Source organism: Novilysobacter selenitireducens, from assembly GCF_020026895.1.
GTDB classification, from domain to species: domain Bacteria; phylum Pseudomonadota; class Gammaproteobacteria; order Xanthomonadales; family Xanthomonadaceae; genus Lysobacter_C; species Lysobacter_C selenitireducens.
Genome location: NZ_JAINZW010000001.1, coordinates 297933 through 324806 on the forward strand (window position 1 = coordinate 297933; position 26874 = coordinate 324806).

Genomic DNA, 26874 nt, shown 5'->3' on the forward strand with positions numbered 1-26874 from the left:
ACAAAGGTCTTGCAGACCGCGGCCGCTACGCCCCGCTCGACTTCCGCACCACCAGCGACGCCGGCAGCGTCGTGCTTTCGGCCGCCTCCCCGCGCACCAGCCGCACCAGCGACTCCACCAGCAACTCGCCGGCGCGCGTGGTGTCCTGGTAGACGGTGGTGAGCGCGGGCTGGGCGAAGCGCGCCATCGGGATGTCGTCGAAGCCGGCGACCGCGACGTCCTCCGGCACGCGCAGGCCGTGGTCGGTCAGTGCGCGCATGGCGCCGATCGCGATCAGGTCGCTGGCCGCGAACACCGCGTCGAATGGAACCTTGCGCGCCAGCAGCGTGCGCGCGGCCTCGAAGCCGGCTTCTTCCGAACTCTCCGCGTCCACCTGCAGCGCCGGGTGCATGCCGCCGCCGACGGCCTGCAGCGCGGCATCGCAGCCGCGGTAACGGTCGTAGAACTCGGGGTAGTGGCTGGACGCATCGCCCAGGAACGCGATGCGGCGATGGCCGAGGCCGGCCAGGTGCTCGCCGACCAGCCGCCCGCCGTGCAGGTTGTCGCAGCCGATCGACACGCCCGGCTGGTCGTCCAGCACCGCGCCCCAGCGCACGAAGCGCGTGCCCTGTTCGACCAGCGTCTCCAGCTTGCCGCGGTAGGCCAGGTAGTCGCCGTAGCCCAGCAGGATCAGGCCATCGGCCTTCATGCTGTCCTCGTAGTCGGCGTGCCAGTCGTCCGACAGCTGCTGGAAGGACACCAGCAGGTCGTGGCCGTGGCGCGCGCAGGCACGGGTGATCGAGCCGAGCATCGACAGGAAGAACGGGTTGATGTGCGAGTCGTCCGGGGTCGGGTCCTCGAACAGCAGCAGCGCCAGCGTGCCGGCGCGCTGGGTACGCAGGCTGGAGGCGTGGCGGTCGACCTTGTAGTTGAGCTCGCGTACCGCCGCCTCGACCCGCTCACGGGTCTGGGCGTTGACCAGGGGGCTGCCGCGCAGCACCCGCGACACCGTGGCCTGCGACACCCCGGCCAAGTGGGCGATGTCGATCGAGGTCGCCTTGGACTTCTTGCGCATGCGCGGTGGGCGTCTGGACGGCGGCCCGGGCTGGGCCGGCGGTGAGTGTAGACGGTCGCCGCTGCACCACATCGGTGCATCGGCTTCTCTACACGCTCCGTGATGGTGCGATCCTTCCGTCGCTCAGGATTCGCTGTCCTTAAAATCAATGACTTATGGCGGATCTTCCGCTGGCACGGTGCTTGCGTTGCTTACAGGCATCCCATCACCCGCGGAGTTGCCTGCATGTCCATCGAGAACATCGAGAAGCTGATCAAGGACCACAAGGTCGAGTTCGTCGACCTGCGTTTCGCCGACATGCGCGGCGTCCAGCACCACGTCACCTACCCGGTGTCGATCGTGGACGACGCGCTGCTGGAGGACGGCAAGATGTTCGATGGCAGCTCCATCCAGGGCTGGAAGGGCATCAACGAGTCGGACATGGTGCTGCTGCCGGACGCCTCGACCGCGTTCCTGGACCCGTTCACCGCCGACCCGACGCTGGTGCTGACCTGCGACATCCTCGACCCGTCGACGATGCAGGCCTACTCGCGCGATCCGCGCGGCGTCGCCAAGCGCGCCGAGGCGTACCTGAAGTCGAGCGGCGTCGCCGAGCAGGCGTTCTTCGGGCCGGAGCCGGAGTTCTTCATCTTCGACTCGGTGCGCTACGCCAACGACATGGGCCACACCTTCTTCCACGTCGATTCCGAAGAGGCGGCGTGGAACTCCGGCCGCGAGTACGAGGGCGGCAACACCGGCTACCGCCCGGGCGTGAAGGGCGGCTACTTCCCCGTTGCCCCGCTGGACTCGCTGCACGACATCCGCGCCGAGATGTGCAAGACGCTGGAGGCCGTGGGCATCGAGGTCGAGGTGCACCACCACGAGGTCGCCAACGCCGGCCAGTGCGAGATCGGCACCAAGTTCAACTCGCTGGTGCGCAAGGCGGACGAGCTGCTGATGATGAAGTACATCGTCAAGAACGTGGCCCACCGCAACGGCAAGACCGCCACCTTCATGCCCAAGCCGATCGTGGGCGACAACGGCAGCGGCATGCACGTGCACCAGAGCCTGGCCAAGGGCGGTACCAACCTGTTTTCCGGCGACGGCTATGGCGGCCTGAGCCAGATGGCGCTGTGGTACATCGGCGGCGTGTTCAAGCACGCGCGCGCGCTGAACGCCTTCACCAACTCCACCACCAACAGCTACAAGCGCTTGGTGCCGGGTTTCGAGGCGCCGGTGATGCTGGCGTACTCGGCCAGCAACCGCTCGGCCAGCTGCCGCATCCCGTACGTGTCCAACCCGAAGGCGCGCCGCATCGAGTTCCGCTTCCCGGACCCGATGCAGTCGGGCTACCTGACGTTTGCGGCGCTGATGATGGCCGGCCTGGACGGCATCAAGAACCAGATCGACCCCGGCGCGCCGAGCGACAAGGACCTCTACGACCTGCCGCCGGAAGAGGAGAAGAACATCCCGACCGTGTGCCACTCGCTGGACCAGGCGCTGGAAGCGCTCGACAAGGACCGCGAGTTCCTCAAGGCCGGCGGCGTGTTCACCGACGACATGATCGACGCCTACATCGCGCTGAAGATGAAGGAAGTCACCGCGTTCCGCGCCGCGACCCACCCGCTGGAGTACCAGATGTACTACGCGGTCTGACGCGACCGGTTTTTCCCAGGCGGTAGACGCAGGTCCGGAGAAATCCGGGCCTGTTTTTTTTGCCCGGGCGCGCCGGTGATGCAGGCCGCCGGCTTCGCCCGGGACGACAGCCGGGGTGACGCAGGGATGCGCGGAACGCAACCGCCCGCTTAAACCTTCCCGGCCGCCCCGGCATCGGACTCGATATGCTGACCGCCGTGGCCGATTACGCACCCGACACCGCACCGGCCGACGCCGAGGACCGGGCGCTGGTGGGCGCGGCCGCCCGCGGCGAGGTCCCCGCATTCGAGACCCTGTACCGGCGCCACGCCGGCCGGGTCCATGGCGTCATCGGGCGCCTGGTGGGCGGCCACGGCGCGCGCGCCGAGGACCTGACCCAGGAGGCGTTCGTCCGCGCCTGGCAGGCGTTGCCGGCGTTCCGGTTCGAATCCGCGTTCTCGACCTGGCTGCACCGGCTGGCGGTCAACACCGCGCTGATGGAACTGCGCCGCCAGCGCAGCCGGCCCGGCGAGGACGACGATGCCGCCTTCGACGCGCTGGGCACGCCCGACTCGGCCGGCCACGGCACCGCGCTGGCGATGGACCTGGAGCGCGCGGTGGCGACCTTGCCGCCACGCGCCCGCGCCGTGCTGGTGCTGTTCGACGTGGAAGGCTGGACGCATGAGGAGATCGCCGCCGAGCTGGACATGGCGGTGGGCAGTTCCAAGGCTCAATTGCACCGCGCGCGGCGCCTGCTGCGCGACCGGCTGGGAGAACCCGCATGACCGATACGACCCCACGCGACACGTCCCTGGATTCCGACTCGCTGCGCTGGTCGCTGCGCGCGCTGCGCCGCGACGTGTCCCCGCCGCCGGCGACGTGGGATTCGATTGCAGCGCGAATCGCCACCACGCCGCAGGCCCCCGCGTCGCGTCCGCGTCGCTGGGCCGTGCCGATGGCGTTGGCCGCCTCGCTGGCGGGCGCGCTGGCGATCGGCGCGGCCTGGCACGTCATGCAGCCGCCGGGCGAGCCGGACACTGGCGGCGTTGCCACGCCGGTGGCACAGGCCGCGGCCGGCGATATCCAGCTACAGGCGCAGGGCATGGTCCGCGAATACCAGGCCGCGCTGGCGGAGGTGGGCGGCGTGCCGGTCACCCCCGCGCTGCAGCCGGGCCTGGCCGAACTCGATCGCAACGCCGCGCAGATCCTCGCCGCCCTGCAGCAGGACCCGGATTCGGCCCTGTTGCTGCAGCAGCTGCGCCGCACCTACTCACGCCGCCTCGCGCTGTCCCAGCGCGCGGCCCTGACCTGACCGTACGTCATCCGACCCGGAGCCTCCCCATGATCCGCACCGCCCTGTTCTCGCTGGCCCTGGTGGCCGCACTGCCGGCCATCGCCGCCACCCCCATCGACGAAACCCGTCCGCTCGATGCCGACGGCCGCCTCCAGGTGGAAAACCTCAAGGGCCTGATCGAAGTGCGCGCCTGGGACCGCCCCGAAGTCCGCGTGCAGGGCCAACTCGGCGAAGGCGTCGAGCGCCTGGAGATCGAAGGCGACCGCCGCTCGCTGGAGGTCCGCGTCAAGTACCCCAATCGCGTCGGCGTCTGGGGCGGCCGCGACCGCAGCGAGCCCACCGAGTTGCGCCTGATGGTGCCGCTGCAGGCCGCACTGGAAATCGACGGCGTGGCCGCGCGCATCGACGTCCAGGGCATCGCCTCGCGCGAGCTGTCGATCGACAGTGTCAGCGGCGACGTCGCCGTCGTCGGCGCGCCGCGGCAGGCCGACATCGAGACCGTCAGCGGCGACCAGGCCCTGACCCTCAACAGCCGCGACGTGGGCGCCGACAGCGTGAGTGGCGACATCCAGCTGACCGGTCGCCTGGACGGCGAGGTCAGCGTGGAAACGGTCTCCGGCAATGCGCGCGTCGACGTCATCGAAAGCCGGCTGCGCGAGTTCTCCGGCGCGACGGTGTCCGGCGACGTGCGCGTCACCGCGGCGTTGGCACCGGGCGCGGACGTCTCGATGGAAAGCGTCAGCGGCGACCTCGAGCTGCGCCTGCCGCGCGACACCTCCGCCAGCGTCCGCGCCGAAAGCTTCAGCGGTACGCTCAGCGCTCCGGGCGCCAACATCCAGCGCCCCCGCCACGGCCCCGGCGCCAGCCTGAGCCACCGCTACGGCAGCGGCGACGCCGAAATCGACATCGAGACCTTCTCGGGCGACGCGACGCTACGGATGGATTGAGGGTCAGTCTCCGCCGATCGTGAAGGACGACTCCAGGAGGGCGGCGAAGCCGTCGGCGAAGCGGAGGCCGTCGGTCAGCCCGCTCGCCTTGATCCGGCCCCGCATGGTTTGCCGCAGGTCGCGGAGTAGCGCCCGGTCTGCCGCGAAATGCTCGGCCAGGGCCACGAAATGCGTCGGGTCCCGCGCGACCCAGTCGCCCAGTCCCGCCGCATGCAGGATGGAGGCGCCGCTGCGCGAAGCCATCGTGTCGCGCGGGCAGGTGAGGACGGGGACGCCCTGCCAGAGCGCCTGCAGGGTGGTGGTGCCACCATTGAACGGAAGCGGGTCCAGTGCGATGTCGATGTCGTCGTACTGGCGAAGGAACGCCTCGGGATCGGTGACCGGCCCGCGCACCTCCAGGCGATCGTCGTCGATGCCGTGGTCGGCGAACCGTTGCCGCACCTGCTGACGCACGCCGGGGTCCTGGAGGCCCAGCGCACACAACACGAGCCGGGAACGCGGCAACCGGCCCAGCACCTCGGACCACAGGGCGACCGTGTCCGGCGACAGCTTGGCCAGGTGGTTGAAGCTGCCGAACACGACGGCCTCGTCCTCGCGGATCGCCACCGGCGGCGCATCGTCCATCGGCTCGAAGCACAGGAAGCAGCCCGGCAGTCGCAGGGGGCGGCGGGCGCTGGCGGTGTCGACGGCCAAGGTGTGGGGGTCGCCGACAACGCCATCGCATGCCGGCAGTCCGGTGTCATGCAGGTAACCGAGATAGACGACCTGCAGGGGAGCGGCGCGGCTGGCCAGCAATCCGGGTCGGCTGCCGTGGGTATGGCCGGCAAGGTCCACCAGTACGTCCACGGCCTCCGCCTGCACCAGTTGGAACACCTGCGCATCGTCCAGGGCGCGCGTGTCGTGCCACGTGCCTGACAGGGCCTGCAGGCGACGCGTGGTGTCGTCCGGCGTTGCGTCGCTGAAGCAGATCGAATGGACACGCGAGGCCGGCAATCCGGCGAGCACCGGCGCGATGAAGCTGCCGACGGGATGGCGCCGCAGGTCCGGGGAGAGGAAGCCGACCCGCAACGGTCGGCCGCCCGGCTCATAGGGTGGCCTGGCCCTCATCGGCAGCTTGAGCGGCGGGATCGAGGCAGCGGCTCTCAGGTGGCGTTCCATGACATCCGGTGCCGTCAGGTGGTCGACATACAGCGAGGCCATCGCGGCGACCTGCCGCGCCTGCAACGACGGTGACTGGCTGCAGGCGACATCGGCATCGTCCATCGCCGCCGCCGCATCGCCCCTGAACATGTGCAGGTCGGCCCGCGCCAGGCGGGTTCCGAAGTCGTCCGGTCGGGCCTGGAGGCATGCGTCGGCGATCGCGCGCGCCTCGCCGATCCGCAGGCGGTCGCGCAGGTGTTCGGTGAGAAGCGCCGCGGCGACGGGGTGGGTCGGCTCGAGCGCCAGCGCCCGCCGCGCGGCGGCTTCCAATGCCTCGGGCTGGCCCTGGATCCTGGCGGCGGCCGCCACCAGGGCGTGGGTTTCCGGGTCATCCGGCAACTCGGCCATTGCGCGCTGCAGCGCCTGCTTCGCAAGGGGCATGCGCTGCTGGTGCAACGCCAACCTTGCCAACAACTTCAGCGCACCGGCGGGAACCGGCACCACGTGGAGGGCGGGGTCGAGGGCCTGCAGTGCCAGGTCGATGCGGCCCTGCCGGAGAAATTGCTGGGCACGTGGCAGCAGGGTCTGATCCATCATGAAAGTCTAACAATGCGAGGCGCCGTGGCTGCACTAACATGGTGCGATGGCTCCGACCCTCGCACCCGACCTCGATGCCCTGACCACGCCGCTGGCGTGGGCGGGTCCGGACGGGGCCATCGCCGGGGGCAACCAGTCGTTTTCCCGGTGGCTGGGCGTGAGCGCGCGGCGGCTCGTGGGCTGGCCGCTGGCCGAGCTCGACGGTGGCGACGGGCGGCTGGTCGCTGCGCTTGCCCGCATGGATGCCGACAGCGCACCGCTGCGCATCCGCCGGGTGCGGCTGCAGTACCCGGATGCCGCCGAGCGCTTCGCCGACCTGTGGCTGACGGCGATGGGCGAGGGCTGGCTGCTGGAGGCGCACCCGGTCGACGAATTCCCCGGCGACGACCCGGCGCTGCTGCTGCCGGCGGCGCTGTCGGCATCGCTCAAGGGCCTGGCGCACGAGTTGCGCAATCCACTTGCGGGCCTGAAAGGTGCGGCGCAGCTGTTGGGCCGGCGCATCGACGATGCCGAGTCGCGCGAGCTGGTCGCGCTGATCGACGACGAGGTTGCGCGCCTGGGCGGGCTGCTCGACCAGCTGCTGGTGCCGTCGCCGCCGCGGCCGCATGCCGCGCTCAATATCCATGCCGTGCTGGAGCGTGTGCTGCGGTTGGCCGAGAACGACGCCGGCTGGGCCGTGCGGCTGGTGCGCGACTACGACCCGAGCTTGCCGGAGTTCGCCGGCGATGCCGATCGCCTGGTGCAGGCGGTCTGGAACCTCGCGCGCAACGCGATCGAGGCCGGCGCCGGCACCGTCACGCTGCGCACGCGCGCCGAGCACGGCCTGCGCATCGGCGACGTCGCCCATCCGATCGCGCTGCGGCTGGAGATCGTCGACGACGGCCACGGCGTGCCCGACGAACTGGCCGAGCGCGTGTTCCTGCCGCTGGTCTCGGGCCGCGCCGAAGGCAGCGGGCTGGGCCTGGCGCTGGCGCAGCAGGTGGCGCGCGAACACCGTGGCTCGCTGGCATACCGCTCGCGGCCCGGGCATACCGTGTTCACGCTGTTGTTGCCGATGCCGGCGGCGTCGGCCGACACAACCGGGGCCGCCGCGTGACCCGGCCGGTCTGGATCGTCGACGACGACCGCAGCATCCGCTTCGTGCTCAGCGCGGCGCTGCGGCAGGCTGGCTATGCGGTGGACGTGTTCGAGAACGCCGGCGATGCGCTCGATGCCCTGGACACGCGCGAGGCGCCGGCACTGCTGTTCACCGACGTGCGGATGCCCGGCGACAACGGCCTGGTGCTGCTCGAGAAACTCAAGCAGCGGTTGCCGTCATTGCCGGTGGTGGTGATGAGCGCCTACACCGACGTCGCCAGCACTGCCGGCGCGTTTCGCGGTGGCGCGCACGAATTCCTGTCCAAACCCTTCGACCTGGACGAAGCAGTCGCGCTGGCCGAACGCGCCCTGCAGCGCATCGATGAAAGCACCGATGCCGACGCCGGCGCCGACGCCACGCAAGCGGCGGGCACCGGTGACCGACTGGTCGGCGACACGCCGGTGATGCGCCAGCTGTTCCGCGCGATCGGCCGGCTGGCGCAGGCGCCGCTGTCGGTGCTCGTCACCGGCGAGACGGGCACGGGCAAGGAGCTGGTCGCCCGCGCGCTGCACCGCGAATCGCCGCGCGCGCAACGGCCGTTCGTGGCGCTCAACACGGCGGCGATCCCGGCCGAGCTGCTGGAGTCGGAGCTGTTCGGCCACGAAGCGGGCGCCTTCACCGGCGCGCAGCGGCGACACATCGGCCGCTTCGAACAGGCCGACGGCGGCACGCTGTTCCTGGACGAGATCGGCGACATGCCGCTGCCGCTGCAGACCCGGTTGCTGCGCGTGCTGGCGGAGGGCGAATTCTTCCGCGTCGGCGGGCGCGAGTTGATCCGCGTCGACGTGCGCGTGATCGCGGCGACGCACCAGGACCTGCAGGCGCGCGTCGCCGATGGCCGCTTCCGCGAGGACCTGCTGCACCGCCTGGACGTGGTGCGCCTGCACGTGCCGCCGCTGCGCGATCGCGGCGACGACATCCCGCGCCTGGCCGAACGGTTCCTCGCGCTGGCCGCGCAACGGTTCGACGCACCGGTGAAAACGCTGTCGCGCGCGGCCGTCGCGCGGCTGCGCACGCATCCGTGGCCCGGCAACGTGCGTGAACTCGAAAACCTGTGCTGGCGCATGGCTGCGCTGGCGCAGGGCGACCGGCTCGACGCCGGTGACGTGGAGATGGCGCTGGGTGCCTCGGCGCCGCAGGCGGCCGCGGACGACTGGGCTTCGACGCTGGACGCGTGGACGCGCGCCCAACTGGCAGCCGGCGTCGGCGACCTGCATGCCGCGGTGGTTCCGCGTGTCGAACGCATCCTGCTGGAAGCCGCGCTGGACCACACCGGCGGCCGCCGCGCCGAAGCCGCCGCCCGGTTGGGGCTGGGGCGGAACACGTTGACCCGCAAGCTCAAGCCGGCGGGGGGCGGTCGCAAGTAGCGGCGCGCGGCGGGCTCCGGCTGTGTATGGATTCACCCGCACTGAACCCGGCTTCCGCTAGCGTGCGCGGCCCAACCACGGAACACGACGGAGTCGTCATGAAGACCGCCCTGCTTGCCGCCGCCTGTGTCATCGCCGTCGCCGGTTGCGCGTCCAGTCCGTCCTCGACGTCGCGTGCGCCCGCTGCCACGCCGCAGGCCCCGGCGGTGTCGACGGCCAAGTCCGCGCGCGTCGTGCTGGCGCCGGCGTCCGGCAGCCTGGTCAGCGGCACGCTCAACCTGGTGCCGACGGCCGACGGCGTGCGCATCGCCGGCGAGATCGGCGGCCTCACTGCGGGCGGTACGCACGCCATCCACATCCACGAGACCGGCGACTGCTCCGCGGCCGACGCCAGCAGCGCGGGCGGCCACTTCAACCCGGGTAACGAGCCGCACGGCCGCGCCGGTACTCCGACCCACCATGGCGGCGACATGGACAACCTGTCGGCCAACGGCGAAGGCGTGGCGCAGGCCAGCGTCGAGGCACGCGGCGTGACGCTCGGCGGCGGCGCGGCCAACGACGTGGCCGGTCGCGCCGTGGTCGTGCATGCCAAGGCCGACGACTACACCAGCCAGCCTTCGGGCAATGCCGGCGACCGCGTGGCCTGTGGCGTGATCGAAATCACCGGCTGACGCGTCGTGACGCATGCCGATGCCCTGCGGGTACGGCCCGCCGTCGCGGACGACGCGCCGCTGCTGGCCGACTGGGCGGCTGACATGGCGTGGGAAACCGAGCACAAGCGGCTTGATCCCGGTACGGTGCTGGCCGGGGTCGCGGCCGGTATCGCCGATCCGCTCAAGGCGCGGTACTACGTCGCGATGCACGACCTGCCGCTGGCCGGCCGCGAGACGGTCGGCCAGCCCGTCGGCACGCTGATGCTCACCACGGAGTGGAGCGACTGGCGCAACGGCTGGTGGTGGTGGATCCAGAGCGTGTATGTCGACCCCGGCCACCGGCGCCAGGGCGTGTTCGCCGCGCTGTACCGCCACGTGCGCGAACAGGCGCTGGCCGTGCCCGACGTGCTGGGGCTGCGGCTGTATGTCGAGCAGGACAACAAAGCGGCCCTGCGCACCTACGAAGCGCTGGGCATGCGCGATGCGGGCTACCGGTTGCTGGCGGAGACGTTCGAGCGGCCGGCGGGTTGACCGGGAAGTGGGAACCTTTACGGTCCGCACTCCTCCTTACGTCGAAGTGCGGTCCTCACCAGCATCCCGAATACTTGTTCCCGTCATCCCGGCGAAAGCCGGGATCCACGTTGATGTACGGGGTTCCAGGGATCCGGGGAAAACGCGTGTGAGCTGACGAGCCCCACGCCGTCGTGCGCACCACCGCTTCGCCGAACCCTCACCCCAGCGCTCTCCCCCGTAGGGAGAGGGAGCGCCACCCACACCACCAAGCGATAGGCGCGCGCAGCGCATGCTGAAAAGGCCTGGCCCCAGGGCGCTCAAGCCCCGAAGGTACTTACAGCGCCGCGCGGCAATCGCTGTCGCGGTCGCAATGCACGAAGGTGACCGGCACCGCGTGCGCGCGCAGCACCGCGGCGATCTGCCGCTGGCGCGCCTCGAAATGCTGGTGCCGGCGCTGCAGGCGCTCGCGGCTTTCGTCGGTATCGCACGGTTCGGCGGGCGCATAGCGGGCTTGCCATGCGGCCGGCGAGAACAGCGCCATGCGGGCCTCGCCATCGGCATAGCGCAGCAGCGGCTCGGGCGGCGCGTCGACCCAGGCTTCGGCGGTGGGTTCGAGCAACGCGGTTTCCAGCAGCGGCCACACCGGCGCCAGGCCGGCGTGGTCGTACTGCATCGCCGTCATCGCGGCGAGGTCGTGCACGGTGAGGTAGCGCGCGTGCTCGACCTGCAGGCCGAACGCGGCCTGCGCCGCCAGCGCCGTGTCGGCCGCGGCCATGCCGCGCTCCAGCAACTGAAGCTCGAATGCCTCTCCAACCTTCGACGCGACGCCGGCATCGCCGCCCAGCACGAACGGCACCAGCCGCAACGGGCCACCGGCATGCTCGGTGGACGGCGCCAATGCGCCGGGGAGGCGGCCGTCGTGGGCACCGAACGCGATGACGCGACCGCCGGCGACGCCGGGCGCGCGCGCGGCGAGCTGGTCGAGTTCGCGGTGCAGCGGCCAGCCGGGACGCAGCAGTTCGACCGGGTCGTAGTGGGCACCGACGGTGACCAGGTCCAGCCGCGCGGCATCGGGCACCAGCGCGGCGAGGTCGCGGGCCACCAGCCCGCCGAGGGTCTCGACCTCGCCCGAGGCCAGCGTGTCGCGCGCCACCGCGGCATCGCCGCGCAACTCGAGCGCGAGCGCGCCCAGTACGTGCACGGCATCGGTGTCATTGGCGGCGGCGGGGGGCGCGGTCATCAGGTCCGGAGGGCGTCCAGGCGGCAGGTGGGGGTCGGCGTGCAGGCATGCATACGCTGGCGTTTGGTCGTGCAGGAGGCCGGCGCTACACTCGCCGTCATTATGCCCCGACGGTGTTGCGGGCATGCTGGCCCGCACAGTCCCCCGAGGTGAATCCGATGCGTCAATCCCGTCCCGTCGCCGTGCTCGGCGGCGTCCGCATTCCCTTCTGTCGCCAGAACACCGCCTACGCGGACGTCGGCAACCTGGGCATGTCGGTGCGCACGCTGGGCGCGCTGGTCGAGCGCTTCGGCCTGCACGGGCAGCAACTGGGTGAGGTCGCGATGGGTGCGGTGATCAAGCACAGCAGCGACTGGAACCTGGGCCGCGAGGCCGCGTTGTCGTCGGGCCTGTCGCCGCTGACGCCGGGCATCACGCTGCAGCGTGCGTGTGGCACTTCGCTGGATTCGATCATCACTGTCGCCAACAAGATCGCGGTCGGGCAGATCGAGTCGGGCATCGGGGGTGGCAGCGACAGCACCTCGGACGTGCCGATCGTGTACGGCAAGTCGCTGCGCCGCCGCCTGCTGGAGGCGGCCGCCGGCAAGACGCCGAAGGACAAGCTGGCCGCATTCAAGGGCTTCTCGCCACGCGAGCTCAAGCCCGAGTTCCCCGGTGTCGCCGAACCGCGCACCGGCAAGAGCATGGGCCAGCACTGCGAGGACATGGCCAAGGAGTGGAACATCTCACGCGACTCGCAGGACGAGTGGGCGCTGGCCTCGCACCGGAAGCTGGCCGCGGCCTACGAGCGCGGGTTCCTGGACGACCTGGTCGTCAGCTTCCGCGGCGTGTCGCGCGACAACATCCTGCGTCCGGACTCGACGCTGGAGAAGCTCGCGTCACTGAAGCCGGCCTTCGACAGGACGTCCGGCCGCGGCACGTTGACCGCGGCCAACTCCACCCCGCTGACCGACGGTGCGTCGGCGTGCCTGCTGGCGTCCGAAGACTGGGCCCGTCAACACGACCACGAAGTGCTGTGCTACCTGCGCGACGCGCAGGTGGCGGCCGTCGACTTCGTCCACGGCGAAGGCCTGTTGATGGCGCCGACCGTCGCGGTGCCGGAGATGCTGGCGCGCAACGGACTGACCCTGCAGGACTTCGATATCTACGAAATCCACGAGGCGTTCGCCGCGCAGGTGCTGTGCACGCTGCGCGCGTGGGAGAGCGAGGAGTACTGCCGCAACCGCCTCGGCCTGGCCGCGCCGCTGGGTCGCATCGACCCGGCGAAGATCAACCCGAATGGCTCGTCGCTGGCCACCGGCCACCCGTTCGCGGCGACCGGCGCGCGCATCGTCGCCGCGGCGGCCAAGGCGTTGAAGGAACGCGGTGGCGGCCGCTGCCTGGTGTCGATCTGCACCGCCGGCGGCATGGGCGTGGTGGCGATCCTGGAGCGGTAAGTCCGTTTTGCGCCCCCGCCGGTGCGGCGTTAGCGACGCCGGCGGGGGTGCGCGTGCGAGGCGTGGCGCGCGGACATCAAGATGGGTCCCGGCTTTCGCCGGGACGACGGCTTTGGAGGCGGTACGGTGGGGCGCGATCAGGGCCTAACCGCTGTTCCGCCAGCTATTGCTGTTCTCGAGTTCCGATCTTATGAATCACGAAGCCGCGGCATGCCGTGGGCGTCGCGATCCTCGGTGACGGCTTCGTCGTAGATGCGGGCGCGCACGTCGCGGCCCGGCAACTCGCTGATCGCTTCGCCGCGCGATGCGCGCAGCGCGTTGGCGTAGCTGTGGCGGGCCAGGGCCTCGTCGCCGTGCTGGGCGAAGCCGTGGCCGAGTTCTTCCCACGCCTCGCTGTTGGCGCCCTGCGCGAGCGCGCGATGCAGGTAGGTTTCCGCCTGCGACCACTGGCCCTGTGCGCGTGCCAGCCGCGCCAGCGTCACCAGCAGGCCGGGGCTGGCCGGGTGCGCCTGCAGCCAGCGCTCGGCGTGTTCGCGACGCGCGTCCAGGCGGCCGATCGGCAGCCGGCCGTAGAGGCCGGCCAGGCCCTCGTCCCACTGCGTGTCCAGCGCGTGTTCGATGCTGCTGGCCGCGGCCTCTTCCCAGCGCAGCGCGGCCGCGCGTTCGGCGTACGCGGCGACGATCGCAGGGTGGGCGCGCAGCGGCTTGGGCAGCGCTTCCCAGCGGTCGGCCAGGACGTTGGCGTCGCCGGCCTCGCGCAGCCCGGCCTCCGCCCATTGCGCTTCGGCGCGCTCCATGCGCGACTTCGGCCACGCTTCCTGCTGGCGCAGTGCGCCGAGCAGGCCGTAGGCCTCGCCGGCGCGGCCCAGTTGCGACAGCGCTTCGGCGCGCAGCGCAACGCCGCGCGGCGGCAGCGGCTGCGCGTTGGGTGCGTCCAGGGCGCTCAGGGCATCGGTCGGGCGCCCGTCGTCCAGGGCGAGTTCGGCCTGCGCGACGGCGCGGGCGGTCGGGTGGCGCGAGGCCAGCGCATCCAGGTGCTGCTGGGCGAGCGCGGCATCGCCGCGCGCCGCCGCGGCACGTGCGGCGGCGACGTGGCCGACGGCGCCGATCTCGGCATCGTCGGTCTGCGCCAGCGCCTTCTCCGCGCGGCTCCAATGGCCCAGGTGTGAGGCTTCAAGTCCTTCGATGAGGCGCGCGCGCGCCGCCTTCTTGCGGCGGCGGCGCAGCATCACGAACGGCGTCGTCACCAGCTTCCACACCAGCCAGATCGCCAGCACGCCCACCAGCACCAGCACCAGGCTGTAGGCCAGCGACTTCTCGTATGTCCAGTCGTTGTAGCTGACCACCACCAGGCCCGGGTCCTGTGCCAGCAGTTGCGCCACCAGCGCACCGACCAGCGCGAGCACGATCCAGAACAACAGGCTGCGGAAGAGGTTCATCAGGGCTCCTGGCGCACACTGCGCAACTGACGTAGTTGCTCGAGTGTGCTGCCCAGCGTCGCAAGCTCCGGTGAAAGCGGCAGCGCCGCCAGCGCCGCCAGCGCGTCGCGCCGCCCTTGCAGCTCGGGCGAAGGCGCCCACAGCCGTTGCAGCCATGCGTCCGCGCGCGTCAGCGCGGTGCGCCACGCCTCGACGTCGCGTCGCTCGGCCGCGGCGCGCGCCAGGGTCAATTCCAGCTGGAGGCCGGCCATGGCATCGCCGCGGTCGGCCGGGCGGACGGCCAGGCTGCGGTGGCGTGGCTGGATGTCGAACACCGTGGAGAACGCGCGCCGCCACCACGACGCATCGGCGGGGGCACTCGCCACCGGTACGGCGTCGGTCGGCCGGTCGAGTTCCGAGGTAAACGCCTGCAGGCGGGCCAGCGCGCGGACGCGCGGGTCGTCGCCCAGTTCGTCCAGTGCGGCGCGTTCCTGCACCAGCACCTGGCGCAGGCTGAGGAAGGCGGGGTCGTCGACCCCCGACAGGACGCCACCAGCCAGCGTGTAGGCGCGGCGCGCACCGTCGAGGTCGCCGGCGATCAGCAGCCGCTGCTGCCCCATGGCGAGCAGCAGTTCCGCCTCGTCCAGCCGCAGCGCCTGTGCGCCATGCCGGTCGGGGTCGGACCAGCGCGCAATGCTGTCTTCGATCAGGGCCGCACGCTGGCCCATGCCGAGCAGCTCATCGCGCAGCACGCGGTTGGTGGCATCGGCCTGCTGGATCCGCTGGGCCTGTGCGCGCAGGTCGCCGCGCAATGCGCTGATGCGGTCGTTGAGCGCTTCGATGCGCACGTCCGCTGCCGGCGCGTGGTCTGCGGGTTCGCGTGCCTCCCACCACACCCACGCGCGCCACGCGGCCAGCGCCAGCAGTGCGAGCAGCAGCCACCACGGCCAGCCGGAGCGGCGCGAGGACGGCGAAGGAGACGGTGGTGCGGAGGGGGGCGTGGCGGACACGGGCGTGGCGCGATCGGGGGACCGCTCATGCTACCGGAACGCGGCCTCCATCCGGCCCGCATGCGGCGGCCACAAGATCGGCGGGACGGGGACTGCGGGCGATGCGCACGCGCTCGAACCCTGCCTCGCGGGCGATGGCCGCAAGGCGCTCGCTGGCGGCGATGACCGTTGCAGTGCGCAGGGCGTCGAGCGCGTCCGCGGGCAGTTGCCCCATCACTTGCTGCAAGGCCTCGCCGCTGGTCAGCGCCAGCACCGGCGGCCGGGGCGCGTCGCGCAATGCATCGACGGCACGCCGTGGCAGCGCCACTGGCACCCGCTCGTACACGTCGGCGCGCAGCACCTCGATGCCGCGCTGCTCCAATGCCGGCTGCAGCGCGCCGCGTCCGCCGGGGGCGGTGACCAGGCCAATGCGGCCGGCGGCGCTGGCCGCCAGCTCGGGCAGGTTGAGCAGGCCCTCGGTGTCCATGCGCCCGGGCACGCGTACCTCGGCGACACCTGCGCGCCGCAACGCCGCCGCGGTACCGCTGCCGACCGCGCAGGCCACCATCGCCGGCAACGCCTGCAGCCGCGCCGCGGCACGCACCGCGGCCGGGCTGGTGAACACCACCGCGTCCGCCGACAGCGCGCGCTGAAGTGCGGTGCGGCTGGCCGCGTCGTCGCGATCCTGCAGCTGCCATGGCGACAGCGCGACCAGGCCGCCGCCATGGCGCGCCGCCGCGCGGCGCAGGCTGTCGTGGCCGCCGCGCGGGCGCAACGAAACCAGCGTCCATCGGGGCGTCGGTGATTGCATGGGGGCCACGTGCATCGGGGCAGCGTGCCATGCGGGGGGCAACCGGAACAGGCCGACAGGTCCTGCACGGCGTCGGCGTGGGGCTGCGGTTCCGGCCGCATGGGTCCTGCTGCAAGAATGGCGTCCCCCGCACTCGTGGTGCCCCATGTCCGACGACGCCCTGACCCGACTCGACCACCACTACCAGTCGATGCCACCGGTCGCGGCCATGCAGCTGCGCATCGCAGGGTTCGATGGCGACCGCCTGCGGCTGCACGCGCCGCTCTCGGCGCACGTCAACGACAAGGGCTGCGCCTTCGGTGGCAGCCTGGGGTCGATGATGACGCTGGCCTCGTGGGGGCTGGTCACGCTACGGATCGAAGCCGCCGGGCTGGACGCGGACGTGTACGTGGCCGACAGCCAGGTGCGGTACCTGGCGCCGCTGTTTGCCGATCTCGACGTCACCGCCGAAGCCGACGCCGACGCCGACTGGGAGGCGTTCATCGCAACGCTGCGCCAGCGCGGCCGGGCCCGCATCGGCCTGCGTGCGTGGGCGGGGTTGCCTGAAGGCGGCGTCGCCACCGAGTTCACGGCCCGCTACGTGGCGATCGTCCGCGATCCCGGCCACGCCGCGGCGTAGCCTGCTACCTTCGCGGCCTTCGGCCCGTACCCGGGTCGGCATCCCAGGAGAGTCCGATGCGTTGGATCCAGTCGCTGCTGCTGCTCGTTCTCGTCTCGCTGCTGGCCGCCTGCGCCAGCATGACCAACGAGCAGGACCTGTTGAACCGCAACCAGTACGCGTGGTCCAAGGCGATCCGTTGGGCCGAGTTCGAAGGTGCGACCAACCTGATCGACCCGCTCAAGCGCGAGGAACATGCGCTGACCGACGTCGAGATGGCGCGTTACGAGCAGGTGCAGATCTCGCACTACCGCGACCTGGGGGCCAGCCAGGACATGGAGGCCGGCACCGCGGTGCGCGACATCGAGATCGGCGTGGTCAACAAGCACACCATGACCGAGCGCACGGTGCGCTACCGCGAGGAGTGGCGCTGGGACGAGCCGAGCAAGACCTGGTGGCTGACCTCCGGGATGCCGGATCTCTGGGACGGCGAATGAGGCCCGCTTTTGCGCCACTACCGGCGCTGCGCGACAATCCCGGCCCCTTTGCTGCTGCCGTGACGCCGTGACCATCGAAGAATTGCTCGCTTTTGCCGGGCGCCACCCCTATCTGTCGCTGGCACTGGCGGGCCTGACGGTTGCGATCGTCTACACCGAAATCGCGCGGCTCTTCCGCGGCTACAAGGCGCTGCGGCCGGCCGAGCTGACCGGTCTGATCAACCGCGAGAACGCGCTGGTGGTCGACCTCTCGCCCAGCAACGACTTCCAGAGGGGCCACATCGCCGGCAGCAAGTCGGTGCAGCCCAGCCAGTTCGACGTCGACAGCAAACTGCTGGCCAGCGCCAAGTCGCTGCCGGTGGTCGCCGTGTGCCGGACCGGCCATGCGTCGGCGTCCGCCGCCAAGCGCCTGAAGAAGGCCGGCTTCGAGCACGTGTACTGGCTCGACGGCGGCATCCAGGCCTGGCAGCAGGCCGACCTGCCGCTGGTCAAGGGCCGCGGCTGAACGGGCCGGTCCCGCCGTGCGGGGCCTTGTTTCGCCCCGGCGCGCCCCAAGCCTGAGACCCGGGCACGCAAGGGGTGCGTGCCATAATCGTCCACTTATCGATTTTTAGCCGGAGTTCCGAGTCATGTCCGAAGAAACCGCCAACGGCGCCGCTGCGCCCGCCGATACCGCCGCCCAGACCGGCCCGGCGTTCACGGTCGAGAAGATCTACGCCAAGGACGTGTCCTTCGAGGTGCCCGGCGCCCCGGCGGTGTTCAACGAGACCGCACAGCCGCAGCTGCAGATGAACCTCAGCCAGAACGTGCAGCGCCTGGGCGAGAGCGCCTACGAGGTGGTGCTGGGCATCACCCTGACCTGCAAGGTCGAGGACAAGTCGCTGTACCTGGTGGAAGTGAAGCAGGCGGGCGTCTTCGGCCTGGCCGGCTTCGACGCCGCGACGCTGGACGGCATGCTGGGCACCCACTGCCCGAACGTGCTGTACCCGTATGCGCGCCAGCTGATCAGCGCGCTGGTGCAGTCCGGCGGGTTCCCGCCGTTCCTGCTGCAGCCGATCAATTTCGATGCGTTGTATGCCGAGGGCCTGCGCCAGCGCGCCGCCCAGCAGGCCGGCCAGGAAAACGGCCTGGCCGACACCGAAGCCGCCGGCAACGCCTGATTGGCCGGCGTGCCGATCGAAGCGGCCGTGCAGGGCACCCCCCCGCAGCCGCGCGTGGCGGTGCTCGGCGCCGGGTCATGGGGCACCGCGCTTGCGGCACTGACTGCGCGCCACGGCTGCCCCACCACGCTGTGGGGTCGTGATGCGGAGTGCGTTGCGGCCATCGACAGCGAGCACCGCAATCCGCGTTACCTGCCCGATCTGGAGTTGCCGGAATCGCTGCGCGCCACCACGGATCTGCCTGGCGCGTTGCGCGATGCGGAGCTGGTGCTGGTGGTCGTGCCGTCCCACGCCTTTGCCGAAACCCTGCGCGCGCTCGCCCCCCACCGGCCTGCCGCGGCTGGCGTGGCGTGGGCGACCAAGGGGTTCGAGCCGGGCAGTGGCCGGTTCCTGCACGAGGTCGCCGGCGAGGTGCTGGGCGACGGCGTGCCGCTGGCGGTCGTGACCGGTCCGTCCTTTGCCAAGGAAGTCGCCGCCGGCCTGCCGACGGCACTGACAGTCCATTCCGATACACCCGCATTCGCCCAGTCCGTCGCCGACGTCCTGCACGGCCCGGCATTCCGCGCCTACACCGGCGACGACATGCTCGGCGCCGAACTGGGCGGGGCAATGAAGAACGTGCTGGCCGTCGCCACCGGCGTCGCCGACGGCATGGAGCTCGGCCTCAACGCCCGCGCCGGCCTGATCACGCGTGGCCTCAACGAGATGCTGCGGCTCAACCAGGCGATCGGTGGCAAGGCCGAGACGTTGATGGGGCTGGCCGGCCTGGGCGACCTGGTGCTGACCTGCACCGGCGACCTCTCGCGCAACCGCCGGCTGGGCCTGGCCCTGGGCCGCGGGCAGTCGATCGAGGAGGCAGTGCGCGCGATCGGCCAGGTGGTCGAATCGGTGCAGACCGCCGATGAAGTCATGCGCCAGGCGCAGCGCCACGGCATTGAACTGCCGATCTCCAGCGCGGTCCAGGCGGTGCTCCACGGCGACATCACCCCCGCCGACGGCCTGCGCCAGTTGCTGGCGCGCGAGCAGAAACCCGAATACCCGCACGGGTTGTTCCAGTAAAAAAGCCCGGCTTCGAGCCGGGCTTTTTCATGGGGTGGAGTTGACCCACGTCGGCCAGGAGTCGGCGCCGTCCCCACGCAAAAAAGAGAAGCCCGGCCGGAGCCGGGCTTCGCATCGCGACAGTCGGGGGAAAACCGACCGGGGGAGAGAGAGATCGCGACGTGGTACTGCGGTGCCGGTCCGATCAGAACGTGATGCGCGGGCCGACGAAGAACTGGGTATCGCCGTCGATGAACTTCACATCGCCGTTGATGCCCCACATCGGGTTGAACTTCACCTGCGCGCCGAGGCGGCCGTAGAACTCGCCATCGCGGTCGCCGCCGCCGATGGCGTCGCCATCCTCGAAGCCGGCCATGGCGTAGCCTTCCAGCGCCGGGGTGAGCGAGCCGCGGACACCGGCCTCCACGCTCCAGCCGTCGGCGTCGAGGTCATTGCCGAGGATGTCGCGGCCGGCGTCGAACTTCTCGTAGGCCACGCGGGTGACGAGGTCGGCGCGCGGGCTGACTTCGTGGTTGTAGCCGACGCCGACGCGCCACTGGTCGAAGTCGATGTTGGTGTCGTCGATTTCCTGGTTGCTGTAGCCGCCGAACAGGTGGAAGTTCGGGGCGATGGCGCCGGAGCCGTTGACGGCCCAACCGTCGGCGTCGCCGCCATCGGTCTCGGTGCCGGCGTAGCCGCCTTCCACGTAGTTGTAGGACACGCCTTCAGCGGCGGTGGCGGCCAGCGGCAGCGCGGCCAGCAGGGTGAGGGCGGCAAGCTTGGTCAGGGCGGGGGAACGCTTCATCTGGGGCCTCTCTTGTTTTCGGATTCGGGGGCCGGTCGGCGGGCCTTCTTCGGGCCCTGCCGCCAGTGGCCGCGCAGCGGCCGGCTGGAACCGGTCGGGCCAGTATCCGGAGCGACTTTCAACGAAGCCTTAATATTGAACTGTCGGGTGCAGGAACTTACACGCCCGGTTCATGGTCCGGGCGACCCGCTCAGGGCCTGAATCAGGCGCCGCCGTCAAAGCCCTGCTGCCGCCACGCCTCGAACACCACCACCGCCACCGCGTTGGACAGGTTGAGGCTGCGGTTGCCGGGGCGCATCGGCAGGCGCAGGCGCTGCCCGGTCGGCACCGCATCCAGCACGGCCTCGGGCAGGCCACGGGTTTCGGGGCCGAACAGCACCGCGTCCCCGGCGGCATAGGTGGGGGTGTCGTAGCGCACCTGCCCACGCGTGCTCAGGGCGAACAACCGCTGCGGTGCGATGGCGGCCAGCGCCGCGTCCAGGGTGTCGTGCACCGCGAGGGCGGCGTACTCGTGGTAATCCAGCCCGGCGCGGCGCAACTGCCGGTCCTCCAGCTCGAATCCCAATGGCCGCACCAGGTGCAGCCGGGCGCCACTGTTGGCGCACAGGCGGATGACGTTGCCGGTGTTGGGCGGGATCTCGGGCTGGTAGAGGATGACGTCGATCATGCAGAGGGGGCTGGTGTGACGCGGCGCGCGACCCTACCAGTCGATCGCCTCGCCGCGGTAGTCGATGAAGCGGCCGCTGTCGGCCAGCGTGGCGCGCTCGACCTGAGCGAGCAACCCCGTTACCGAATCGACCGGCTCGACCGGCGCATCCTTGCCGCCCATGTCGGTGCGGACCCAACCCGGAGACACGGCGATCACGGTGATGCCGCGCTCGGCCAGCGCGCGCGCCAGCAGCACCGTGGCCATGTTCAGTGCGGCCTTGGAAATGGCATAGGTCGGCGTATTGAAGCCCTCCACGCTGGCGATCGAACCCAGGCGCGATGACATGTTCACGACCACCGCACCGTCGGCCAGCACCGGGGCCAGCGCCTGCGTCAGCAGGAACGGGCCGGCGGCGTTGACGCGCAGGCTGTCCTGCAACTGCGCCGGCTCGACGTGGCCGAAGCGCTCGCCCGAATGCAGCACGCCGCCGTTGTTGACCAGCAGGCCCAGCCGGCCGTCGGCGCCCAGCACCAGCGGCAGCTCGCGCGCGAGTTCGGCATGCGTCCGGGGTTCGGCCAGGTCCAGCGGCAGCACGTGCAGCCGGCCCGGGTGCTCACCGGTCAGCGTGTTGAGCGCGGTGGCGCGTCCGGGATGGCGGCAGGTGGCGATGACGTGGTCGCCGGCGGCCAGCAACTGACGGACGAATTCCAGGCCGAGGCCACGGTTGGCGCCGGTGACCAGGCAGTGGCGGGGCTGGGACATGGCCGGGGTCCTTGCGCAACGCAATCGTCGGGCCGTTCAGTCTACGCACGCGACGTGGCGCCCCGCGCGAAGGTGCCCGCCGGCGGAGTCGCGCCCTCGGCCCGGGCGCCGCGGCGACGAATGGGCGGGAGCGCGCGCGGCGACCGGGACCAGCGGGAGCACGCAGGAACGCTTTGGTACGCGACGCCCGCCGGCGGGAACCGTGCACAGATACGGCAGCCGCCGACACGTGGATGCAGCCGGTCCCGGACTTGTGGCCCATGTGCACCCCCCGGTGCGGGTGGCTAGGATGGCCGGCGAACCGGCCCGCCCGGGCCACACACCACGCCGGCCAGGCAGGCCGGCCCGATCCGCCACAGGAGTGCACATGTCCCACGTTGCCCGGCCCCGCGCCGCCGTCCTCGCCCTCGCCATTGCCGCCGCCACCGGCGCGCTGGCGTTCACCGCCGCGCCGGCGCATGCACAGCAGGCCGAAGTCGATATCGCCTACGAGGAGTTCACCCTGCCCAACGGGCTGAAGGTGATCGTCCACACCGACCGCAAGGCGCCGGTCGTCGCGGTCAACCTCTGGTACCACGTGGGCAGCAAGGACGAGCCGCGCGGCCGCACCGGCTTCGCGCACCTGTTCGAACACCTGATGTTCAACGGCACCGAGAACTACCGTGGGGAGTACTTCACGCCGTTCGAGCTGGTCGGTGCCACCGACATGAACGGCACCACTAACACCGACCGCACCAACTACTTCCAGAACGTGCCCACCACCGCGCTCGACCTGGCGCTGTGGATGGAGTCCGACCGCATGGGCCACATGCTCGGCGCGATCGACCAGAAGACGCTCGACGAGCAGCGCGGCGTGGTGCAGAACGAGAAGCGCCAGGGCGAGAACCAGCCCTACGGCCAGGTCTGGACGAAGCTCAACGAGGCGCTGTATCCGGAAGGGCACCCGTACCACCACAGCGTGATCGGCTCGATGGCCGACCTCAACGCGGCCTCGCTCGAGGACGTCAAGACCTGGTTCCGCGCCTGGTATGGCCCCAACAATGCCGTGCTGGTGCTGGCCGGCGACATCGACGTCGCCATCGCCCGGGAGAAGGTCGCGAAGTACTTCGGCCACATCCCGGCCGGCCCGGACATGGCGCAGCCCGCGGTCGACGTCGCGCAGCGTCCCGCCGACACGCGTGAGGTGATGCAGGACAACGTGCCGCAGGCGCGTATCTACCGCGCCTGGAACGTCGCGCCCACCAATACCGTCGACATCGACCGCCTGCACGTGCTGGCACGCGTGCTGGGTGGCAGCGACACCTCGCGCCTCGAGAAGCGGCTGGTCCACGAGGACAAGCTGGTCGACAGCGTCAGCGCCGCGGTCAGCGAGTCGCAACTGGGCTCCAACTTCCTCGTGGTGGCCACGGTCAAGGACGGGGTCGATCCGGCCAAGGTCGAGGCGATCGTCGACGAGGAGCTCGAGAAGCTGCTCGCCGAGGGGCCGACGGCCGAAGAGGTCGCGCAGGCCAAGACCGTGATCCGCGCCGGCTTCATCCGCGGCATCGAGCGCATCGGCGGGTTCGGCGGCAAGGCCGACGCACTGGCCGCGTGCGAGATCTACGCCGGCGACCCGGGCTGCTTCCGCGCGACGCTCGACAACGTCGCCGCCGTGACGCCGTCGCAGCTGCAGGCCGCGGGTCGCGAGTGGCTGGGCGATGGCGACCACACGCTGGTCGTGCAGCCTGGTGAACGCACCCCGCTGGCCGAGGACGAAGCTGTCGACCCGGCGCCGCTCGCACTCCCGGCAGTGGATGCCAAGTACGCCACCACCGAAACGACCGTGGACCGCAGTGCCGGCCCGCCGATGCCCGAGGAGTTCCCCGAACTGAAGTTCCCGGAGCTGCAGCGCGCCACGCTCAGCAACGGCACAAAGGTCATCCTGGCCGAACGCGATGCGGTGCCGGTGGTCCAGATGAGCCTGCTGCTCGATGGCGGCTACAAGGCCGATGCCCTGGGCGGGCACAAGCTGGGCACCTCCAGCTTTGCGATGAGCATGCTCGACGAGGGCGCGGCGGACTACAGCGCGCTCGAGTTCGCCGGCCGCGCCGAGGCATTGGGCGCGGAGCTGGGTGCGGGCGCCTCGCTGGACGGTGGCAGCGCGTACCTGTCCGCGCTCAAGGAGCAGCTGGATCCGTCGCTGGCGCTGTTTGCCGACATGCTGCGGCGGCCCACGTTCGCGCAGTCGGAAATCGACCGCGTCAAGGCGACCTGGATCGCCGGCATCAAGCAGGAAAAGGCGCGTCCCAATTCCGCCGCGCTGCGCGTGATGCCGCCGCTGCTGTACGGCGAAGGCCATGCCTACGCCATGCCGTTCAGCGGTTCGGGCACCGAGGAGTCGATCGCCTCGCTCTCGCGTAATGACCTGCTGGCCTACCACCGCACGTGGGTGCGCCCGGAGAACGCGACGCTGGTTGTCGTCGGCGACACCACGCTTGCCGAGATCGTGCCGATGCTGGAAAAGCACCTGGGCGAGTGGAAGGGTGAAGGCGAGCCGGCGAGCACCGGTGAAGTCGCCGACGTCGAGCGTCCGACGGCGCCGCGCGTGTTCCTGATCGACCAGCCGGGCGCGGTGCAGGCCAACATCTTCGTCGGCCAGCTGGTGCCCTCGACCATGTCGGATGACGCGACGGAATTCGAGTTCGCCAACACAGTGCTCGGCGGCCAGTTCAGCTCGCGCCTCAACATGAACCTGCGCGAGGACAAGCACTGGGCCTACGGCTCCTACAGCTTCGCGCCCGATGCGCTGGGCCAGCGTCCGTGGCTGGCGTTCGCGCCGGTGCAGATCGACAGGACCGCCGAGTCGATGGCCGAGCTCAAGCGCGAGATCGCCGAGTACGCCGAGGGCACCACGCCGCCGACCGAAGAGGAAGTCGCCAAGGTCCGCGCCAACGAGATCCGCAGCCTGCCCGGTGCGTATGAAACCGGCAGCGCGGTGCGCGGCACGATCAGCAGCATGGTCCGCTACGACCGTCCGGACGACTACGTGGCGCGCCGCAAGGCGGAGATCGAGGCCCTGACGCCGGCGCAGGTGGCGCAGGCCGCCACCACCATCGACCCGGGCGCGTTGACCTGGGTGGTGGTGGGCGACCTCGACCAGATCGAGGTGCCGGTGCGCTCGCTCGAGCTGGGCACGGTGCAGGTGCTCGACGCCGATGGCCGGCCGGTCGCGGCATCGACGACGGCCAGCACTGACGGCGGCGCCGCGAAGTAAGGACCGAGCCCGCCGGGTGGAAAGCCACCCGGCGGGATTCTCGCCCTCAACGCGATGATCCACCCCCGGTGTGGGAGCGGCTTCAGCCGCGATCCGAAAACCCACTCAACGGCATAGAGCGACGCAAGTCGCGACCGCGGTTGCCCGGGGTTTTGTTTCTACCCGAGTACGTCTCCTGCAGACGATCGCGGCTGAAGCCGCTCCTACATTTGATCGGCGCATCGATCCCGCGCCGAGTCACTCCGGATTCACCCTCGTCCGCCCCAAGCCGCCGTCATGCGGCGACAATCCCGCATCCCGTTCCGAAGGGCACCGCAATGATCCGACCCCTTGCCATCGCCACCGCCACCGCCACGATGCTGCTCGCCAGCGCCTGCACCTGGGTGCACATGGCCCCCGGCGCCAGCGCCGTGCGGGTGGTCCCGGCCGGCGGCGCGCCAGCGGGCTGCGAGAAGCGTGGCGAGATCGCGGTGTCGGTCAAGGACAGCGTCGCCTTCTACGAGCGCAACGAACTGCGCGTGCGCGAGGAGCTGGAAACCCTGGCGCGCAACGAAGGCCCGGGCATGGGCGCGGACACCATTCAGCCCTTGGGGCCGCCGGTGCAGGGCGAGCAGCGCTTCGCCGGCTACCGCTGCGGGAGCGCCAGCGCACTGCTGACCCCGGTTCGGCCGGCCCCGCGCGAGGGCGCTGAGACCTTCCCGCTGCAAGGCTGAACCCGGCGGCCGCCTCGCGCGGCGAACATGCGGCCATCGTCGCCCAACCGGCGGCGGCCTTGCCGTCAACCCCGGCTAATGCGCCCGGGGCGCCAACGCGGTACCCTTGCGCGTTTTCCGCATTCGGTCCACCGCCCATGCTGTTCCAACACGTCGCCATCGCCGGCCTGGCCCATATCGACGCGCCGCGCCGCCTGAGCTCGGACGACATCAACGCGCGGCTCCAGCCGACGCTCGACCGCCTGGGCATCCGCACCGACGTGCTCAAGGACATTGCCGGCATCCACGCGCGCCGCCTGTGGGACGGTCCGATGCTGGCCTCCGACGCGGCCACGCTGGCCGCGCGCAAGGCGATGGAGGACGCGGGCATCGATGGATCCAAGGTCGGCCTGCTGGTCAATACGTCCGTCAGCCGCGACTACCTGGAGCCGTCCACGGCCAGCATCGTCAGCGGCAACCTCGGCCTGACCGAGCACTGCCAGAACTTCGACGTCGCCAACGCGTGCCTGGCCTTCATCAACGGCATGGACATCGCTGCCCGCATGATCGAGCGCGGCGAGATCGAGTACGCCCTGGTGGTCGACGGCGAGACCGCCGACCTGGCCTACGAGAAGACGCTTGAGCGCCTGACCTCGCCGGATGCCACCGAAGAACAGTTCCGCAACGAGCTGGCCACGCTGACCCTGGGTTGCGGCGCCGCCGCCATGGTGATGGCGCGCGCCGAGCTGGTGCCGTCCGCGCCGCGCTACCGCGGTGGCGTGACGCGCGCCGCCACCGAGTGGAACGGCCTGTGCCGCGGCAACCTGGACCGCATGGTCACCGACACCCGCCTGCTGCTGGTCGAGGGCCTGAAGCTGGCGCAGAAGACCTTCGTCGCCGCCAAGCAGGCGCTGGGCTGGGTGGTGGAGGAGCTGGACGAGTTCGTCATCCACCAGGTCAGCCAGGTCCACACCCAGGCCTTCGTGAAGGCCTTCGGAATCGACCCGAAGAAGGTGCTGACGATCTTTGCCGAGCACGGCAACATCGGCCCGGCGTCGGTGCCGATCGTGCTGAGCAAGCTGCGCGAGATGGGACGCCTGAAGAAGGGCGACCGCGTGGCGCTGCTGGGCATCGGCTCGGGCCTCAACTGCTCGATGGCCGAGGTGGTCTGGTAAGGCGTTCCACCGCCTGCAGCACGATATGAAAAAG

The 26874-nt window shown here is 70.9% G+C and carries 25 protein-coding genes and 1 pseudogene; 17 read left to right on the top strand and 9 right to left on the bottom strand.

The window, feature by feature from the left end; translation table 11 throughout:
• Positions 1-25: 25 nt before the first annotated feature.
• Complete coding sequence (locus tag K6753_RS01315) at positions 26-1054, bottom strand: LacI family DNA-binding transcriptional regulator (protein WP_223674379.1); 1029 nt, start codon at positions 1052-1054, stop codon at positions 26-28.
• Between the two features lie 225 nt (positions 1055-1279).
• Here K6753_RS01315 and glnA point away from each other — a divergent pair, with 225 nt between their 5' ends.
• The 4 genes from glnA (at position 1280) to K6753_RS01335 (ending at position 4909) form a co-directional block, all read left to right on the top strand.
• On the top strand, positions 1280-2689 hold the full coding sequence (gene glnA, locus K6753_RS01320; protein ID WP_223674380.1) for a type I glutamate--ammonia ligase: 1410 nt from the start codon (positions 1280-1282) through the stop codon (positions 2687-2689).
• A 185-nt stretch (positions 2690-2874) separates the two neighbouring features.
• Positions 2875-3453 carry an RNA polymerase sigma factor gene (locus K6753_RS01325; protein ID WP_223674381.1) on the top strand — a complete coding sequence of 193 codons (579 nt, stop codon included), beginning with the start codon at positions 2875-2877 and terminating at the stop codon, positions 3451-3453.
• Positions 3450-3980, top strand: coding sequence for a hypothetical protein (locus K6753_RS01330; RefSeq protein WP_223674382.1), 531 nt, complete (start codon positions 3450-3452; stop codon positions 3978-3980). Before K6753_RS01325 ends, K6753_RS01330 begins: the two co-directional genes overlap by 4 nt.
• A 29-nt stretch (positions 3981-4009) precedes the next feature.
• Positions 4010-4909, top strand: coding sequence for a DUF4097 family beta strand repeat-containing protein (locus K6753_RS01335; protein ID WP_223674383.1), 900 nt, complete (start codon positions 4010-4012; stop codon positions 4907-4909).
• 3 nt (positions 4910-4912) lie between these two features.
• On the opposite strand, the gene K6753_RS01340 is transcribed toward K6753_RS01335, so the two are convergent.
• Positions 4913-6643, bottom strand: a complete 1731-nt coding sequence (locus K6753_RS01340) for an O-linked N-acetylglucosamine transferase, SPINDLY family protein (RefSeq protein ID WP_223674384.1) — start codon at positions 6641-6643, stop codon at positions 4913-4915.
• Positions 6644-6692: 49 nt separating this feature from the next.
• On the opposite strand from K6753_RS01340, the gene K6753_RS01345 reads away from it, so the two are divergent.
• The 4 genes from K6753_RS01345 (at position 6693) to K6753_RS01360 (ending at position 10335) form a co-directional block, all read left to right on the top strand.
• On the top strand, positions 6693-7742 hold the full coding sequence (locus K6753_RS01345; protein ID WP_223674385.1) for a two-component system sensor histidine kinase NtrB: 1050 nt from the start codon (positions 6693-6695) through the stop codon (positions 7740-7742).
• Positions 7739-9151, top strand: a complete 1413-nt coding sequence (ntrC, locus tag K6753_RS01350; protein WP_223674386.1) for a nitrogen regulation protein NR(I) — start codon at positions 7739-7741, stop codon at positions 9149-9151. Before K6753_RS01345 ends, ntrC begins: the two co-directional genes overlap by 4 nt.
• A 98-nt stretch (positions 9152-9249) precedes the next feature.
• Entirely contained in the window at positions 9250-9822 is a 573-nt protein-coding gene (locus tag K6753_RS01355) for a superoxide dismutase family protein (protein WP_223674387.1), read from the top strand.
• A 6-nt stretch (positions 9823-9828) separates the two neighbouring features.
• A complete protein-coding gene (locus K6753_RS01360) occupies positions 9829-10335 on the top strand; it encodes a GNAT family N-acetyltransferase (RefSeq protein ID WP_223674388.1) in 507 nt (168 codons plus the stop codon).
• Positions 10336-10651: 316 nt separating this feature from the next.
• Here the strand turns inward: K6753_RS01360 and K6753_RS01365 are convergent, their stop codons facing one another.
• Entirely contained in the window at positions 10652-11557 is a 906-nt protein-coding gene (locus tag K6753_RS01365; RefSeq protein WP_223674389.1) for a hypothetical protein, read from the bottom strand.
• Between the two features lie 158 nt (positions 11558-11715).
• Between K6753_RS01365 and K6753_RS01370 the strand changes: the two genes are divergently transcribed.
• Positions 11716-12993 carry an acetyl-CoA C-acetyltransferase gene (locus K6753_RS01370; RefSeq protein ID WP_223674390.1) on the top strand — a complete coding sequence of 426 codons (1278 nt, stop codon included), beginning with the start codon at positions 11716-11718 and terminating at the stop codon, positions 12991-12993.
• Positions 12994-13181: 188 nt separating this feature from the next.
• On the opposite strand, the gene K6753_RS01375 is transcribed toward K6753_RS01370, so the two are convergent.
• From K6753_RS01375 to K6753_RS01385, 3 genes are read right to left on the bottom strand one after another with little or no spacing between them, the layout of a single operon-like run.
• On the bottom strand, positions 13182-14432 hold the full coding sequence (locus K6753_RS01375; RefSeq protein ID WP_223674391.1) for a heme biosynthesis protein HemY: 1251 nt from the start codon (positions 14430-14432) through the stop codon (positions 13182-13184).
• Entirely contained in the window at positions 14432-15421 is a 990-nt protein-coding gene (locus K6753_RS01380; RefSeq protein WP_223674392.1) for a uroporphyrinogen-III C-methyltransferase, read from the bottom strand. The genes K6753_RS01375 and K6753_RS01380 overlap by 1 nt, the downstream gene beginning before the upstream one ends.
• Positions 15422-15446: 25 nt before the next feature.
• Positions 15447-16211, bottom strand: coding sequence for a uroporphyrinogen-III synthase (locus K6753_RS01385; RefSeq protein ID WP_223674393.1), 765 nt, complete (start codon positions 16209-16211; stop codon positions 15447-15449).
• A gap of 145 nt (positions 16212-16356) precedes the next feature.
• Here K6753_RS01385 and K6753_RS01390 point away from each other — a divergent pair, with 145 nt between their 5' ends.
• From K6753_RS01390 to K6753_RS01410, 5 genes are all read left to right on the top strand, one after another.
• A complete protein-coding gene (locus tag K6753_RS01390) occupies positions 16357-16830 on the top strand; it encodes a YiiD C-terminal domain-containing protein (protein WP_223674394.1) in 474 nt (157 codons plus the stop codon).
• 56 nt (positions 16831-16886) lie between these two features.
• Positions 16887-17306, top strand: coding sequence for a hypothetical protein (locus K6753_RS01395; protein ID WP_223674395.1), 420 nt, complete (start codon positions 16887-16889; stop codon positions 17304-17306).
• A gap of 67 nt (positions 17307-17373) precedes the next feature.
• Positions 17374-17811 carry a rhodanese-like domain-containing protein gene (locus K6753_RS01400; RefSeq protein ID WP_223674396.1) on the top strand — a complete coding sequence of 146 codons (438 nt, stop codon included), beginning with the start codon at positions 17374-17376 and terminating at the stop codon, positions 17809-17811.
• A gap of 124 nt (positions 17812-17935) precedes the next feature.
• Positions 17936-18466 carry a protein-export chaperone SecB gene (secB, locus tag K6753_RS01405; RefSeq protein ID WP_223674397.1) on the top strand — a complete coding sequence of 177 codons (531 nt, stop codon included), beginning with the start codon at positions 17936-17938 and terminating at the stop codon, positions 18464-18466.
• A 27-nt stretch (positions 18467-18493) separates the two neighbouring features.
• A complete protein-coding gene (locus K6753_RS01410) occupies positions 18494-19525 on the top strand; it encodes an NAD(P)H-dependent glycerol-3-phosphate dehydrogenase (protein ID WP_223674398.1) in 1032 nt (343 codons plus the stop codon).
• A gap of 184 nt (positions 19526-19709) precedes the next feature.
• On the opposite strand, the gene K6753_RS01415 is transcribed toward K6753_RS01410, so the two are convergent.
• The 3 genes from K6753_RS01415 to K6753_RS01425 form a co-directional block, all read right to left on the bottom strand.
• Positions 19710-20309 carry an OmpO family porin gene (locus K6753_RS01415; RefSeq protein WP_223674399.1) on the bottom strand — a complete coding sequence of 200 codons (600 nt, stop codon included), beginning with the start codon at positions 20307-20309 and terminating at the stop codon, positions 19710-19712.
• Positions 20310-20511: 202 nt separating this feature from the next.
• Positions 20512-20976, bottom strand: coding sequence for a tRNA (uridine(34)/cytosine(34)/5-carboxymethylaminomethyluridine(34)-2'-O)-methyltransferase TrmL (trmL, locus tag K6753_RS01420; RefSeq protein WP_223674400.1), 465 nt, complete (start codon positions 20974-20976; stop codon positions 20512-20514).
• A 33-nt stretch (positions 20977-21009) separates the two neighbouring features.
• Positions 21010-21720 (bottom strand): SDR family oxidoreductase, encoded by a 711-nt coding sequence (locus K6753_RS01425; protein WP_223674401.1) that lies wholly within the window; start codon positions 21718-21720, stop codon positions 21010-21012.
• Positions 21721-22087: 367 nt separating this feature from the next.
• Between K6753_RS01425 and K6753_RS01430 the strand changes: the two genes are divergently transcribed.
• From K6753_RS01430 to K6753_RS01440, 3 genes and pseudogenes are all read left to right on the top strand, one after another.
• Positions 22088-24973: a M16 family metallopeptidase gene (locus K6753_RS01430; protein ID WP_223674402.1), complete on the top strand. Its 2886-nt coding sequence runs from the start codon at positions 22088-22090 to the stop codon at positions 24971-24973.
• A 317-nt stretch (positions 24974-25290) separates the two neighbouring features.
• Positions 25291-25608 (top strand): annotated as a pseudogene (locus K6753_RS01435) (DUF4156 domain-containing protein); the annotation flags it as partial.
• A gap of 215 nt (positions 25609-25823) precedes the next feature.
• Complete coding sequence (locus K6753_RS01440; RefSeq protein WP_223674403.1) at positions 25824-26840, top strand: 3-oxoacyl-ACP synthase III; 1017 nt, start codon at positions 25824-25826, stop codon at positions 26838-26840.
• The last annotated feature ends 34 nt before the right edge of the window (positions 26841-26874 follow it).

Coding starts and splice junctions, on each gene's coding strand:
- K6753_RS01370 (WP_223674390.1), top strand. CDS start 11,716: ATGCGTCAATCCCGTCCCGTCGCCGTGCTCGGCGGCGTCCGCATTCCC.
- glnA (WP_223674380.1), top strand. CDS start 1,280: ATGTCCATCGAGAACATCGAGAAGCTGATCAAGGACCACAAGGTCGAG.
- trmL (WP_223674400.1), bottom strand. CDS start 20,976: ATGATCGACGTCATCCTCTACCAGCCCGAGATCCCGCCCAACACCGGC.
- K6753_RS01430 (WP_223674402.1), top strand. CDS start 22,088: ATGTCCCACGTTGCCCGGCCCCGCGCCGCCGTCCTCGCCCTCGCCATT.
- K6753_RS01355 (WP_223674387.1), top strand. CDS start 9,250: ATGAAGACCGCCCTGCTTGCCGCCGCCTGTGTCATCGCCGTCGCCGGT.
- K6753_RS01325 (WP_223674381.1), top strand. CDS start 2,875: ATGCTGACCGCCGTGGCCGATTACGCACCCGACACCGCACCGGCCGAC.
- K6753_RS01385 (WP_223674393.1), bottom strand. CDS start 16,211: ATGCAATCACCGACGCCCCGATGGACGCTGGTTTCGTTGCGCCCGCGC.
- K6753_RS01395 (WP_223674395.1), top strand. CDS start 16,887: ATGCGTTGGATCCAGTCGCTGCTGCTGCTCGTTCTCGTCTCGCTGCTG.
- K6753_RS01415 (WP_223674399.1), bottom strand. CDS start 20,309: ATGAAGCGTTCCCCCGCCCTGACCAAGCTTGCCGCCCTCACCCTGCTG.
- K6753_RS01330 (WP_223674382.1), top strand. CDS start 3,450: ATGACCGATACGACCCCACGCGACACGTCCCTGGATTCCGACTCGCTG.
- K6753_RS01375 (WP_223674391.1), bottom strand. CDS start 14,432: ATGAACCTCTTCCGCAGCCTGTTGTTCTGGATCGTGCTCGCGCTGGTC.
- secB (WP_223674397.1), top strand. CDS start 17,936: ATGTCCGAAGAAACCGCCAACGGCGCCGCTGCGCCCGCCGATACCGCC.
- K6753_RS01345 (WP_223674385.1), top strand. CDS start 6,693: ATGGCTCCGACCCTCGCACCCGACCTCGATGCCCTGACCACGCCGCTG.
- K6753_RS01340 (WP_223674384.1), bottom strand. CDS start 6,643: ATGGATCAGACCCTGCTGCCACGTGCCCAGCAATTTCTCCGGCAGGGC.
- K6753_RS01390 (WP_223674394.1), top strand. CDS start 16,357: ATGTCCGACGACGCCCTGACCCGACTCGACCACCACTACCAGTCGATG.
- K6753_RS01365 (WP_223674389.1), bottom strand. CDS start 11,557: ATGACCGCGCCCCCCGCCGCCGCCAATGACACCGATGCCGTGCACGTA.
- K6753_RS01315 (WP_223674379.1), bottom strand. CDS start 1,054: ATGCGCAAGAAGTCCAAGGCGACCTCGATCGACATCGCCCACTTGGCC.
- K6753_RS01335 (WP_223674383.1), top strand. CDS start 4,010: ATGATCCGCACCGCCCTGTTCTCGCTGGCCCTGGTGGCCGCACTGCCG.
- K6753_RS01425 (WP_223674401.1), bottom strand. CDS start 21,720: ATGTCCCAGCCCCGCCACTGCCTGGTCACCGGCGCCAACCGTGGCCTC.
- K6753_RS01440 (WP_223674403.1), top strand. CDS start 25,824: ATGCTGTTCCAACACGTCGCCATCGCCGGCCTGGCCCATATCGACGCG.